The following is a 13,033-nucleotide window of genomic DNA, read 5'->3' as shown; positions in this document are numbered from 1 at the left end:
AGACTCAGCGTAGTTCAATATCCAATATTACGTAGTGCCCTGAGTTGAGTCAGGTTGCAGTCCAGTGCGCCGGCGCTCATGCCGTTATTATTCAGGACCACGTTGAGTTGGGTCAGGTTGTTGACCACGTTGGCGTTGCCCAGCAGCCGGGTGTTCTGCAGCAGCCCGCTCTGGGCGACCTGTTGCAGCGCGGTGCCCTGATTGCCGCTGGCCTGGATCGCCATTTGCACGCCACCACCGGTGGCCGAAACGGCGACGTTGCCGGCGGCATTGCTGCCGGTGATGGTCTGGCCGGCCATCAGTGCCTGGCCTTGAACCGGTGCCAGTGCCGGAGCCTGGTTGGCCTCTTTGACGTTGATCGCAACGTTGTTGTAAGCGCTGTTGCCGTCGCCGGCGGCGCGCACGCTCTGCGTCACGCCCTGCGAGGTGTTGAGGCCTGCGCCACCCACGACACTGCCAGTCCCCGTGTCGGGGGTGCTGCCATTGCCGGTTTCCTTGATGGTCGAGACATAGAATTCGGGTTTGATCGTTGCTGCCTGAAGTTGCATCGAGGCCGATGCCCCGATCAGATCACCACTGGCGTTGCGCCAGGTACTGCTCATGACAATGCCGAAACTGATGATCCGTCCCGGCATCACGTAGCGACCGCGCAGCTCCGAGAGCTCCTGGTCCTTGATTTCGATGGGTTTGAATCCTGCATTGGCGTAGCCCGATGCACTCGCTGCCAGGCAGGCGGCGGCCAGCCAGTATGAGGTTTTCATCTGCTGCTCCCGGGACATCCAGCCCCACTCTTTATCATCGGCGATTAAAAGAAGTCGCTCTGTATGAACCCGAAGTCCATCAATTCAGCATCTTTGACGGGGTTGAAAGCATCGAGCTTGTTCTTGGCGGTCAGCGGAACCGGAGGACTGCGAAGTGCATTGGTCTTGTCGTATCCGGGGCCGACGATGGCAAAAACGATGCCGTTCCAACCTTTGACAAAGTCATCATGGCTGTAGCGTTTGTGTCCCAGAACCGGGTCTCCGATGTAAACCCAATCCTTATCCGCCCGCTGCATCACCACGAAATGCTTGTATCCGCGAATTTCCATCAGTACCACCACCGGGATAGTGACCGCGTCGAGTTTTTCCCGTGGAATCTTGTAGCCCCTGGCGCGCATGCCGATGCTTTCTACGTAGCGCTTCATGTCCAGCATGGAGAAACCTTGAGTGCGAACAAGGTCCTGGTCGGCATTGACCAGCATGCCTTTGATGACGTGCTCTTCATCGACGTTGAGCCAATAGGCCTGGCGTAAAATCGTGGCCAGTGCGGCGGCGCCGCAGCTGAAATCGGTTTTTTGCTCGACGATGTCGGCAAACTTGCGCTCACGAATGCTTTGCACGTTTTTATAAACCAGCACGCCACCTGGCAGGGCGGCTACTGGCATCTGGGCGGCCTGGGTCAGGCCGGACAGGCAAAGCAGAGCGATAAGGGCAGTTTTACGCATGATCGATACGCCTATGCGGACTGAGGAAAAGCCCCGTTTCCGGGGCTTTCGTTTCGATCGCGTTTACATGCAGGCTTTGCAACCTGCGGCGATGGACAGCGAGTTGCTTTGTTGGTTGCCTACACCGGCGGCGTTGTTGTAGCCAGCGTTGCCGGAGAAGTTGTTGCCTACGTTGCTGATGGTAGCGTTGTTGGTGACAGGGTTTTTCCAGCCGTCTGGGGTCATCACTTGTTGAGTGGTCACACCAGCCAGGCCAAAGACACCCAGGGCTTCGAAGGTAGCTTTCTGATCTTTGCCACCACCGTTGCCGCCATGGCCTCTGTCATTGTTGCCATAGCCGCCACCGCCGTGACCGTGATCGTCGTCCTGGATTTTCGCGGTGCCTTCGGCGTAGAACGCGCCAGCGGCGGCGAAAGTGCCGGTGAGGGTATCTTTTTTGTAGGTTTGAACGCCGTTGTTGGCGACGGTCAGACCGCTGGAGCTTTGGTTGGCGGCTGCGGCAGCGTTAGCTACACGACCACCCGATACAGCGATTGCCAGGTTGTTTTTCTGTTGGTTGAAGTTGCCGGCACTGTTGTTCACGCCAATGTTGCCGGAACCGCCGTTACCCACGTTGTTGAGGCTCGCCGTGTTGGTGGTGGAGTAGTTGGCCACGGCGTTGTTGGTGTTGGTCTGGGTGGCGCTGGAAACAGCGACAGCAGAACCGAAGATGAAGCTTTCGTCGGCGGTAGCCAGTGCAGCGGCGTTGTCTTGTTGGTTGCCATCGCCGGCGGTGTTGTTCATGCCGACGTTGCCGTTGGTGCCGTTGGCCGAGTTGCTGACGCTGGCATCATTTTTGGTGCCCTGGTTGCCGACCAGGTTGCCCGAGCTGCTTTGCACATCGATCACGGCAGCCCCAGCGCCAGCACCGATTTGCAGCAGTTCTTCAAGGGTAGGGCCTTTGGGATCATGGTTGCCATGACCGTGTCCATTGCCATGCCCGTTACCATGACCGTGATCATCATCACGACCGCCTGCCTGTGCTGCGATTGCCATCACTGCTGCGAGTGCGAAAACCAGTGGTTTGAGAGCCATTGTAGGTTTCATGGTGTTTCTCCGTCGTGCTTATTAGTTGGTTAAGTGTTGGTACTTTCTAATTGCACTGCTTTTTGTTTGGGTCAGTCTGCGACCCGGATGCTCAGGGTGTTAGCCATGCGGTTCCCCACCCCGGCACTCTGGTTCACCTGGATTACCCCTCGGCTGCCGGTGAAGGCCTGGTCACTTGTCGTGACCTGGCGACTGCCGGGTGAGGTGCCAGTTGCTCCTGAGCTCGGTAACAACGCCACGTTCTGTTGGGAAAGGGCGCTATCGTCAACGCTCTGCGGGGCAGCACTGATGCTGACGCGCGTCACGTTGGCCATCTGGTTGTTGGCCCCGGCGCCCTGGTTCACGCCCAGGATTCCGTTGCCATTGCTGAAAGAGGTGCCGCCGATGGTGGCGCTCGCGTTGGTCGAGCGGTCGGCCGGTGTATTGATGCGCTGGATGACGCTGGTGGTTGCGCTGGCTTCGGTGCCGATGGCGATGGCCTTGGTGTTGGTCTGCTGCATCTGGTCGCCGGCCGCCTGGTTGACGTTGTAGTTGCCTTTGTATTGGATGCCGGTGTCCTGAATGTTCGCGTTGTTCACAGAGCTGGGATCGGCCATGACGTTGGTGCAGGCGATCAGGGCAAGCAGGAGCAGGGAACGATTCATGTCATTGGCCTCCAGCCATGCGAGTCAGCGGAGCCAGGCCAGCGCCCATGGAACGGTTGATGGTGTTGGAGATCGTGCCGCCACCGCCGCCGCCATGACCGGCGCTCATGCCGGGCAGACCGTTCTGATTGGTCAGGACGTTCATTCCGGGCATGGTCGAGTCGGGCGTGACCATGTTGCCCCGAATCGACGATCCGCTGGCTACACTGGCAAAGTCGCCGTCATTGAGTTCGGTGCTGGTCATCGCCTGGTCGATCCGGCCGGTCGGGTTGGCGTTCACAGTCGTGGGGTAGGGGTCTTTGCCGCCGCTGCGGCCAATCGGGATCGGTTGCACGTCACGATTGAGGACGATCACGCCATTGCCTTCGGCCTGAACGTTGAAACTGATGAGTGTGCTGGCCGCTGATCCGATCAGCAGAAGGCAGGTAAAGGCTTTATTGAAGTTTCCCACGGTGGCCATTCCTTCTTCAGTGGGCTGAGCCTGTTCAGCGTTGTGAAGGAGATAGCCAAAGCTGTGCCGCTTTTTAAAAAGACCGGATTTTCAATGGGTTAGATGGAAAGGATGCAGCCGTGATACAAAATCTGTTTCAACCTTGAAACAGGCACTGCCCCCTGCAACCGGCCAAAGTCGTTGCAAAGCTCTGGAACAAGGGTTTGCGCGGAACTGTTTCAAGCGCTTAACAACTGCCATGACAAAGCGATGAAGCCCGTTGAGACGGGCACTTTGCAGTAGGGGGAGTGTTTCAGAAGTGGACACTTTTGGCCCAAAACAGGGGAAAGGCCGGGGCCAATGCCCCGCGAATCGGGGTCAGGTACGCAGCAACCCGGCCACCGCGCTGAACGCCTGGTCGCGTCGCTCCTGCCAATTGCCTTCGATGATCTGCAACGGTTGCCGGTGTTGATTCAGCCAGTTTCGGGTGGCGTTGAAGAAATCCATGCGTTCGCGCGGATCCGGTTGGCAGCGCTGGCCGTCGTCCGTCCACTCGACCTGTTGCGGAGAGAGCAGCAGGTGCAGGTCGTAATGCCGGGCCAGCAACTCGGTTTCCAGCCATGCCGGGCAGTCGCCGAACAGGGTCTGGCTCCACAGCATGTTGCTCAGCAGGTGGGTGTCGAGGATCAGCAACGGTGGACGTTGCGCCCGTGCCTGATCTTCCCACTGCAACTGGCCGCGCGCGATCTCGGGAATATCCGCCAGACAGGTGTCCCGGGGATTGAGTTCGATGAAACGACGCACGTACTCGTCCACGCGCAGGCCGCCGAATTGCTGCTGCAGGCCGGCAGCCAGCCAGCTTTTGCCGGTGGACTCCGGGCCGGTCAGGACAACCACTTTCATGGCTGCAGCGCCGGATCGGCCCGCCATTCCCGCCAGCCTTGCACCGCGATCAGGGTGAACAGGGCGTACAGCGCAGCGGTGAGGTAGAGGTCCTTATAAAGGAACAGGCCGACGAAGATCACATCCAGCACGATCCACAGTGCCCAGCACTGCAAGCGCTTTTGCGCCATCCACCATTGCGCGACCAGACTGAATCCGGTCAGCGCCGCGTCGAGCCAGGGTTGTGCGGCGTCGGTCCAGTGGGCCATGGCCGCACCGAGCAGCAGGCTGCCGACAGCACCGACCGACAGGGCCTGCGCAATCGATCGGGAATCGAGCCGGCTGACCTGACGCCCGTCGTGCGTCGCACCGTGCCGGGTCCACTGCCACCAGCCATAGACTTGCAGCGCGGCATAAATCACTTGCAGCAACATGTCCGAATACAGCTTCACCTCGAAGAAGATCCAGCTGTACAGCAGCACCATGACCAGCCCGATCGGCCAGCACCACGGATTCTGTTTGACCGTCAGCCAGACGGCGATCACACCGAGGGCGGCGGCAAACAGTTCGAGCCCGGACATGCGCAATCCTTGAGAAGGGAAGAGGGGGCGGATTGTACCGGGAAAGGAGGCGCGGACAAGTTTTCGGGATGGCGGGGAGGTTTGCGCAAGAAACCTGAGCAAGCCCCTGTGTGGGAGCAGGCTCGCTCCCACACAGGTACTGCGTTATACGCGGAACTGACGCAGCAAAGCGTTCAACTGTTCGCTCAACTGACCCAGTCGCACGCTGGCTGCGCTCGATTGTTCGGCCGCCAGCGCAGTGCTGTGGGACAGGCCTGCCGCCTGGGTGACGTTCTGGTTGATGTCCTCGACCACGTGCGCCTGTTGCAGGGTGGCGCTGGCAATCGAGGCGTTCAGGCCATTGAGGTTGCGCAAGGCCTGGCCGATGGCGTTCAGGCTGGCCCCGGCGAGGCCGGCCTGCTCGATGGTCAACTGCGACGCCTTGCTGCTGTCGCCGATTACTTTCACCGCTGCCTCGGAGTGGTTTTGCAGGCGTTCGATCATGCTCTGGATCTCCGCCGTGGACTTCTGCGTGCGCTGGGCCAGCAAGCGAACCTCGTCGGCCACCACCGCAAAACCGCGACCCTGTTCACCGGCCCGCGCCGCTTCAATTGCGGCGTTGAGCGCGAGCAGGTTGGTCTGCTCGGCAATCGAACGGATCACTTCCAGAACGCTGCCGATCTGCGTGCTTTCGGCGGCCAGGGTGCGGATCACTTCCACGGCCTGATCGATGGTGCCGGACAGCTTGTCGATCTGCTGCAGGCTGCTGTCGATGTTGACCTGACCCTGTTGCGCCTGGGCTTCGGCATCGCGCATTTCACTGGCGGCGTGCTCGGCGTTTTTCGCCACGTCCTGCACGCCATAAGTGACTTCATTGATCGCGGTCGCCACCAGTTCCATCTGCTGCGATTGCTGCTGGCTGCGTTCCTGGGCCTGGGCCGCATCGTTGCCCAGTTCGCTCGACGACTGGCCGAGGGCACTGGCGGACAACTGCAAGTCACCGATCACCCGGCGCAGTTTGGCGGTGAAACCGTTGAAGTGATGGGCCAACTGGGTGACCTCATCCTGACCGTGGGTGTCCAGGCTGCGGGTCAGGTCGCTTTCGCCGCTGGCGATGTTGGCCATGGCGTTCACGGTTTCCTGCAACGGTCGCACGATGCTGCGGGCAATCAGAATCACCAGCAGGGCCATGATCACCGCAATCACCAGGCCGACGACCGAGGCCTTGATCACTTGGCCCTGGAACTCCGCCTGCACATCGTCGACGTACACGCCGGAGCCGATGATCCAGCCCCAGGGTTCGAACAGTTTCACGTAGGAAGTCTTGGCCACCGGCTCGCTGGCGCCCGGCTTCGGCCAGCGGTAATCGACCATGCCCGCGCCTTTGGCCTTGGCGATGGCGACCATCTCGTTGAACACCGCGAAGCCGTCCGGATCGCGGATCGCCGAGAGGTTCTGACCTTCGAGCTTGGGATTGGCCGGGTGCATGACCATCACGGGAGTGAGGTCGTTGATCCAGAAGTAGTCGTTCTGGTCATAGCGCAGGCCACGAATCGCACTCATCGCCTGTTTCTGGGCGACATCGCGGGTCAGGGTGCCGGCTGCTTCCAGGCCCTGGTAATAGGCCAGTATGCCGCTGGCGGTCTGCACCACATGTTGGGTTTTCTGAGCCTTGGCGTGATACAGGTCATCGTGAATCTGCTTGAGCATCAATACGCCCAAGGTCAGCAACATGACCACCGCCACAATCAAGATGAGCCACAAGCGTCGGCTGATCGACACACTGCGCAAGCTGTTCATAACGCTGTCACTCCAGATTCTTTTTCTTGTAATAAGTCGCCGCCAGCATCCAACCACGTTTCGGCATTGAGGCATACGCGACGCAAGTCGTATAACGCGGCAGCGCTATTTCGGCTTGTCTGATAGGATTTCGGCCCCGCACGCAAAAACCTGAGTCGGTTTTGATTTTTCACGGAATTTTGACTGTTCCGTGTGGATCCTGTGCGCGCGGGAAGTCAGCTACGCTGAACGCAGTGAACGCTCTATATAAATACTATCGGGGCATGCAGACGCATCGCTTCTTTGGGGGATTGATGGATCTTTGGACCGCCTTGCAGGCGCTGATTCTAGGAGTTGTAGAAGGGCTGACGGAGTTTTTGCCCATTTCAAGTACAGGACACCAGATCATTGTTGCGGACTTGCTCGACTTTGGTGGCGAGCGGGCCATGGCGTTCAACATCATCATTCAGCTCGGCGCGATCCTCGCGGTGGTCTGGGAGTTTCGCCGCAAGATCCTCGATGTCGTCGTCGGCTTGCCGACCCAGCCCGGTGCGCGGCGTTTCACTGCCAACCTGCTGATCGCATTCTTGCCTGCCGTGGTATTGGGGGTGATTTTTGCCGATCTGATTCACCAGTATCTGTTCAACCCGATCACCGTTGCTGCTGCGCTGGTGGTGGGCGGCATCATCATGTTGTGGGCCGAACAGCGCCAGCATGAAGTGCACGCCGAAACGGTGGACGACATCTCCTGGAAAGACGCGCTGAAAATCGGCTTCGCCCAGTGCCTGGCGATGATTCCGGGTACTTCGCGTTCCGGTTCGACCATCATCGGCGGCCTGCTGTTCGGCCTGTCGCGCAAGACGGCCACCGAGTTCTCGTTCTTTCTGGCCATGCCGACGATGGTCGGGGCGGCGGTTTACTCGGGCTACAAGTACCGCCACATCTTCGTGCCGGCCGACGTTCCGGTGTTTGCCATTGGCTTCGTCACGGCGTTCATTTTCGCCATGATCGCTGTGCGCGGCTTGCTCAAGTTCATTGCCAGCCACAGCTACGCGGCGTTCGCCTGGTATCGGATCGTCTTCGGTCTGGTGATTCTGGCGACCTGGCAGTTCGGTTGGGTCGACTGGACGGCGGCCAAGCCATGAGTGATTCCCGCGCACGCCGCCCGGATCGCGGCCCCGCCGGCGGCCATATTCAGAATCTGAAATTGAAGCTGGTGGTGTTGGTTATCGTCTGCGCGTTGCCGCTGTTCGGCTCGCTGTCGATGTGGCTGCGCGGGATCTCGCTGATACCGCTGGCGGCCTATGGCCTCGTCAGCGTGCTGGCGTTCTTCATGTATTGGGCCGACAAGCGCAAGGCCCGCGCCGACGCCTGGCGTACACCGGAGAACATCCTGCACGCCGTGGAACTGGCCGGTGGCTGGCCGGGCGCGTTGATCGCCCAGCAGGTGTTCCGGCACAAGACGCGCAAGGTGTCGTTCCAGATCCTGTTCTGGATGATCGTGGTGCTGCATCAGGTGTTCTGGATCGATCAGTTGTTCCTGGGGGCGAACCTGCTGGCCTTATTCTGAAACCATCCAAACCGGATTGCAGTTACAGCAACAATCCCGCCTGCGTGCGTTTGGGCAACTTGCTCACCACCAACTGGTGAGACCGTTGCAGCAACCCCTGCAATTCCTCGGCGCCCAAGGGGTAGGGCGGGTGCATGATGATCCATTGCGCCCGGGCCAGATACGGCGCCGGGTGGATGCCCGGGCGGTCGCAATGGCCGAGAAACAGGTCCTTGTCGACCTTGAACGCCAGCGAGTCGCCGCGCAGGCCCTGCAAGGCAAACATCTTGTTGGCGGCAATCGAAAACACCCGCACGCCTCCCCACTTGTAGTCTTCCCGAGCGCCCGGCAGTGCCAGGCAGAACGCCGCAACGTCCGCTTCGTTCATCTTTCCTTGTTTCATAACAACCGCTCCCCACACGCATTGAAGGATTCGACCAGATGATCGATCCACGCCCGCACCGCCGGCATCACCCCGCGCCGATGCGGATACACCGCTTGCAGCCAGCCGCCGGGCAGTGACCACTCGGGCAGCAATTGCACCATGGTGCCGTTGTTCAGTTCTGCTTCGCAAAACATCATCGGCAGCAGGGTGAAACCCTGGCCGGCCAGCACACAGGCCTTGCGCACGATGAAGTCGTCGATCCCCAACCGGGCCTCCAGCGCCAGGTCGCAGCTTTTGCCTTGCTGATCGAGCAGGCGCACATGCACCAGGCGATCAGCTTCAAGCGCACCCAGTACCGGCAGGTTTCTCAAGTCCTGAGGATGCTTGATCTCATGGCCTTCGATAAACCGCGGACTCGCCACCACCACCATTTGCGCCTGACGCAGACGGCGGGTCACCAGCATCGGGTCTTCGTCGCCATGTTCGCGCACCCGCAGGGCGACGTCGATGCCTTCATTAATAAGGTCGACCCGGCGATTGAGCAGGACCATTTCCAGTTGCACCTGGGGGAATTTGCCGAGGAATGTGCTGATCACGGTCGGCAGTATCTGATGGGCCAATCCTGTCGGGCAAGACACCCGCAGGCGCCCACGAGGTTCGCTGGACATGCTGGCGACGGCTTCGTCGGCCATTTCCGCTTCCAGCATCATCGCCTGGCAGTGGCGCAAATAACGTTCGCCGACGGAGGTGAGTTTCAGTTGCCGGGTAGTACGTTGCAGCAGACGCGCGCCGAGACGTTCTTCCAGCTCGGCGATGCGCCGCGACAGGCGTGACTTGGGAATGCCCAGCAAACGGCCGGCGGCGGCGAACCCGCCGGCCTCCACCACCTTGGCAAAATAGTAGAGATCGTTGAGGTCCTGCATGGGGGGGAAAATCCGACTGTTCTATCAATGGGACAAACTATCGCATTTCAGCCGACTAATCAGCTATTGGTTTCATGGGTAGGATTGCCTCCATTCCGTCGCCGCCGGCGATTCATTCCAGGAGATTCCACATGAAACTGCTGCACATCGATTCGAGCATTCTGGGCGACAACTCGGCTTCCCGTCAGCTGAGCAGCCAGGTCACCAAAGCCTGGCAAGCCGCTGAGCCAAGCGCCGTGGTCACCTACCGCGACCTGGCTGCCGACGCCATCAGCCACTTCTCGTCCACCACCCTGGTGGCTGCCGGCACCTCCGCTGAACTGCGTAACGCCGCACAGCAGCACGAAGCTGAACTGAGCGCCACCACCCTGGCCGAGTTCATCGCTGCCGATGCCATCGTGATTGCTGCGCCGATGTACAACTTCACCGTGCCAACCCAACTCAAGGCATGGATCGACCGCATCTCCGTTGCCGGCCAGACATTCCGTTACACCGAAGCCGGCCCTGAAGGCCTGTGCGGTGGCAAGAAAGTGGTAATCGTGTCTACTGCCGGCGGCATCCACGCCGGTCAGGCCAGCGGTATTGCTCACGAAGACTATCTGAAACTGATTCTGAATTTCCTCGGCATCACCGACATCGAGATCGTCCGTGCCGAAGGTCTTGGATATGGCGAAGAAGTACGCAATAACGCTTTGACCAGCGCTCAAGCGAAGATCAGCGAGCAACTGTTCGCCGCCGCGTAAGGCTTGCGTAAAGAACAGCTCTCGTTCAGGCAATCCCCAAAAAACTCTGTATTCTGGTTCTGCAAGGGCCAGATACGGAGTTTTTTGTTTCTGACTGTTACATAATCTGGCCCGGGTTATGCAGTCAAACGATCAACGTCTGAGTGCAACGCTGCACCGGACCCGCGAAGCGCCGCGTTCCGGGCATCGCGGTGAAACGGATCTTTCGATTGAGTAACAAACAGGGTGGGGCATCCCATGATGCGTCTTTGTGCAACGTTACTGATTTGCCTGCTCGGCAGCCTGAATTCAGTGCACGCTGCGCCCGGGCTGCATCAGCACTGGAGCGTCGGCTATCACGAGATGACGTTCCTCGATCCGCTGGATCTGCAACCGATGCGCGCCATCGCCTTTTACCCTTCCAGCGACCGCGAACATGTCAGCCTGCTCGAGGGCTATTCGGTCGAAGCCGGCGAAGACACCAAGGTCGCCATTGGCCGCTTTCCGATGCTGATGCTGTCCCACGGCAACACCGGCACGCCGCTGGCACTGCATGACCTCGCCACGTCGCTGGCGCGCAAGGGCTTTGTCGTGGTGGCGGTGATCCATCCCGGCGACAACTCCCGGGACCACAGCCGTCTCGGCACGCTGAGCAACCTGTACGGGCGGCCGATCCAGATTTCCGAAGCTATCACCGCGACCCTCGGCGACCGCATGCTCGCGCCGTTCGTCAACGCCGATCAGGTGGGTGTCATCGGTTACTCGGCGGGTGGCGAGACGGCGCTGATCCTGTCGGGTGCGACCCCGGATCTGGATCGCCTGCGTCGGTATTGTCAGGAGCGTCCGGACGACCGCGACGCCTGTAACACCCAGGGCGAATTGATCGTCGACCGCGATGACCTGCAGCCGGTGGCCGATCCCCGTGTGCATGCGCTGTTGCTGATGGCGCCGCTGAGCCTGAAATTCGGCCGGCATACCCTGGCCGACGTGCATGTGCCGGTTCTGCTGTACAGCGGCGACGGTGACAAACTGGTGGCTTTCGACAAAAACGCCGCCGCTCTGGCGCGCAAACTGCCGACGGCGCCGGACTTCAAATTGCTGGCCGGGGCAGGGCACTTTGTATTCATGGCGCCGTGCAATGAAGAGCAGATCCGCGCGATGCCGGCACTGTGCACCGACGCCGACGGGGTGGATCGTGAAGACATTCACCGCAACCTGATTTCCGAGGCCGGGCGGTTTTTCTCCCATGCGCTGGGCAAGCCGAATCGGGCGGGGATGCAGACGGCGGATCAATAGGTCATCTGTCCGGGGTTATACCGCCCGGCGCTTGAGCAACAAGGTCAGCCCCAGCCCGCTCACCGACAGCAACGCCGCGCAGAAGAAAATCCACGAATACCCCAGGTTCAGCGCCACGGCGCCCATCAGCGGCCCGGCAATCGCCAGCGCCAGGTCGAAGAACACCGCATAAGCGCTCAACCCCGCGCCACGACTGGAGTTGGGCACTTGCTTGATCGCCTCGACGCCCAGCGCCGGATACACCAGCGACAGGCCGAACCCGGTCAACCCGGCACCGATCAACGCATAGCCGGTCGAGGGGGCCAGCCACAGCAGCGCCAGGCCAACGGTTTCGATGGTCATGCAGGCGATGGCCGAGGTGAAGCCGCCGAAGCGACTGATCGCGGAAATGAACACCAGCCGCGACAGAATGAAACACACGCCGAACACCGTCAGGCAGTACGCCGCTCCGGTCCAGCCGCGATTCAGGTAATACAGGGTAATAAAGGTGGTCAGCGTGCCGTAGCCGATCGAGGCCAGGCTCAGGCTGGCGCCAAACGGGGCAATCCGCCCGAACACCGCCCAGAACGGCAGGCGCTCGCCGCGCACCACCGGCACCGACGGCTTGTTGCGGATCAGCAGCAGCGCCGCGCCGGCCAGCAGCGAGAGGACGATGCCCAGACTCTCGAAACCATAGTCGGCAACCATCACCACCCCCAGCGGTGCGCCGATGGCAATGGCGCCGTAGGACGCGATGCCGTTCCAGGAGATCGAACGCGCGGTGTGTTCGGCGCCGACCTGGCCCATGCACCAACTGATGGTGCCGACGCCGATCAGGCCTTGGGCGATCCCCAGCAGCAGACGGCCGGCAATCAGGATCAGCAAACTGAGCAGCGGAACGCTTTGCAGCAACGTCGACATCAGCGTCAGCACGCCGCTGAGGACAATTCCCGACAAACCATAAATGATCGCCCGTTTGGTGCCGACGGTATCGGACATGCGCCCGGCCATCGGCCGGCTGAGCAGGGTGGCGAGGTATTGCGAACCGATCACCAGCCCCGCGATGACGGCGCTGAACCCCAGTTGCTCGTGGACGTAACCGGGCAGTACGGCGATTGGCAGACCGATGCAGAGAAAGGCAATGAAGGTATAGAAAACGATGGAGACGATCTGCAGGGTGATCGCCATTGAGCTTTGCGGTGGCTGTTGCTGCGCAGACATGAGGGCTCGTTCGCGGGCGGCGGTGGGAGAGCTGCATCATGGCTTTTGTGCACAACAAAAGAAAGCAGGCTAACTATTTTTCTCCTCCGAA

At 60.4% G+C, this 13,033-nt stretch carries 15 protein-coding genes; 4 read left to right on the top strand and 11 right to left on the bottom strand.

Going from position 1 to position 13,033, the window contains the following annotated elements; genetic code table 11:
- Positions 1–14: 14 nt before the first annotated feature.
- From KVQ74_RS17585 to KVQ74_RS17550, 8 genes are all read right to left on the bottom strand, one after another.
- A complete protein-coding gene (locus KVQ74_RS17585; RefSeq protein WP_217832444.1) occupies positions 15–761 on the bottom strand; it encodes a hypothetical protein in 747 nt (248 codons plus the stop codon).
- Between the two features lie 44 nt (positions 762–805).
- The gene (locus KVQ74_RS17580) at positions 806–1,486 is read right to left on the bottom strand and encodes a C39 family peptidase (protein WP_217832443.1); all 681 of its coding nucleotides are present in this window, start codon (positions 1,484–1,486) and stop codon (positions 806–808) included.
- A gap of 63 nt (positions 1,487–1,549) precedes the next feature.
- Positions 1,550–2,572 (bottom strand): heme utilization protein, encoded by a 1,023-nt coding sequence (locus KVQ74_RS17575; RefSeq protein ID WP_217832442.1) that lies wholly within the window; start codon positions 2,570–2,572, stop codon positions 1,550–1,552.
- 71 nt (positions 2,573–2,643) lie between these two features.
- Positions 2,644–3,216, bottom strand: a complete 573-nt coding sequence (locus KVQ74_RS17570; RefSeq protein WP_217832441.1) for an adhesin — start codon at positions 3,214–3,216, stop codon at positions 2,644–2,646.
- Position 3,217: 1 nt separating this feature from the next.
- On the bottom strand, positions 3,218–3,667 hold the full coding sequence (locus KVQ74_RS17565; RefSeq protein WP_217832440.1) for a hypothetical protein: 450 nt from the start codon (positions 3,665–3,667) through the stop codon (positions 3,218–3,220).
- Positions 3,668–4,024: 357 nt separating this feature from the next.
- On the bottom strand, positions 4,025–4,549 hold the full coding sequence (locus tag KVQ74_RS17560; protein WP_217832439.1) for an AAA family ATPase: 525 nt from the start codon (positions 4,547–4,549) through the stop codon (positions 4,025–4,027).
- Positions 4,546–5,109 carry a nicotinamide riboside transporter PnuC gene (gene pnuC / locus KVQ74_RS17555; RefSeq protein ID WP_217832438.1) on the bottom strand — a complete coding sequence of 188 codons (564 nt, stop codon included), beginning with the start codon at positions 5,107–5,109 and terminating at the stop codon, positions 4,546–4,548. Before pnuC ends, KVQ74_RS17560 begins: the two co-directional genes overlap by 4 nt.
- 144 nt (positions 5,110–5,253) lie before the next feature.
- On the bottom strand, positions 5,254–6,888 hold the full coding sequence (locus KVQ74_RS17550) for a methyl-accepting chemotaxis protein (RefSeq protein ID WP_217832437.1): 1,635 nt from the start codon (positions 6,886–6,888) through the stop codon (positions 5,254–5,256).
- 293 nt (positions 6,889–7,181) lie between these two features.
- Between KVQ74_RS17550 and KVQ74_RS17545 the strand changes: the two genes are divergently transcribed.
- Both KVQ74_RS17545 and KVQ74_RS17540 read left to right on the top strand, forming a co-directional pair.
- Complete coding sequence (locus KVQ74_RS17545; RefSeq protein WP_217832436.1) at positions 7,182–8,012, top strand: undecaprenyl-diphosphate phosphatase; 831 nt, start codon at positions 7,182–7,184, stop codon at positions 8,010–8,012.
- Positions 8,009–8,437, top strand: a complete 429-nt coding sequence (locus KVQ74_RS17540; protein WP_217832435.1) for a DUF1294 domain-containing protein — start codon at positions 8,009–8,011, stop codon at positions 8,435–8,437. Before KVQ74_RS17545 ends, KVQ74_RS17540 begins: the two co-directional genes overlap by 4 nt.
- A gap of 22 nt (positions 8,438–8,459) precedes the next feature.
- On the opposite strand, the gene KVQ74_RS17535 is transcribed toward KVQ74_RS17540, so the two are convergent.
- Together KVQ74_RS17535 and KVQ74_RS17530 are read right to left on the bottom strand one after the other, a co-directional pair.
- Positions 8,460–8,819: an MmcQ/YjbR family DNA-binding protein gene (locus tag KVQ74_RS17535; RefSeq protein ID WP_217832434.1), complete on the bottom strand. Its 360-nt coding sequence runs from the start codon at positions 8,817–8,819 to the stop codon at positions 8,460–8,462.
- Positions 8,816–9,724 carry a LysR substrate-binding domain-containing protein gene (locus KVQ74_RS17530; RefSeq protein ID WP_217832433.1) on the bottom strand — a complete coding sequence of 303 codons (909 nt, stop codon included), beginning with the start codon at positions 9,722–9,724 and terminating at the stop codon, positions 8,816–8,818. The genes KVQ74_RS17535 and KVQ74_RS17530 overlap by 4 nt, the downstream gene beginning before the upstream one ends.
- A 131-nt stretch (positions 9,725–9,855) precedes the next feature.
- Here KVQ74_RS17530 and KVQ74_RS17525 point away from each other — a divergent pair, with 131 nt between their 5' ends.
- Both KVQ74_RS17525 and KVQ74_RS17520 read left to right on the top strand, forming a co-directional pair.
- Complete coding sequence (locus KVQ74_RS17525) at positions 9,856–10,467, top strand: FMN-dependent NADH-azoreductase (RefSeq protein WP_217832432.1); 612 nt, start codon at positions 9,856–9,858, stop codon at positions 10,465–10,467.
- A gap of 237 nt (positions 10,468–10,704) precedes the next feature.
- Entirely contained in the window at positions 10,705–11,742 is a 1,038-nt protein-coding gene (locus KVQ74_RS17520) for an alpha/beta hydrolase family protein (RefSeq protein ID WP_217832431.1), read from the top strand.
- Positions 11,743–11,757: 15 nt separating this feature from the next.
- Here the strand turns inward: KVQ74_RS17520 and KVQ74_RS17515 are convergent, their stop codons facing one another.
- Positions 11,758–12,942: an MFS transporter gene (locus tag KVQ74_RS17515; protein ID WP_217832430.1), complete on the bottom strand. Its 1,185-nt coding sequence runs from the start codon at positions 12,940–12,942 to the stop codon at positions 11,758–11,760.
- Positions 12,943–13,033: the final 91 nt, after the last annotated feature.

Origin of the sequence: Pseudomonas botevensis, assembly GCF_019145475.1 — a bacterium.
Lineage (GTDB): Bacteria > Pseudomonadota > Gammaproteobacteria > Pseudomonadales > Pseudomonadaceae > Aquipseudomonas > Aquipseudomonas botevensis.
Note: the sequence above shows the minus strand (reverse complement) of the source record. Positions and strands in the feature narration are given on the sequence as shown.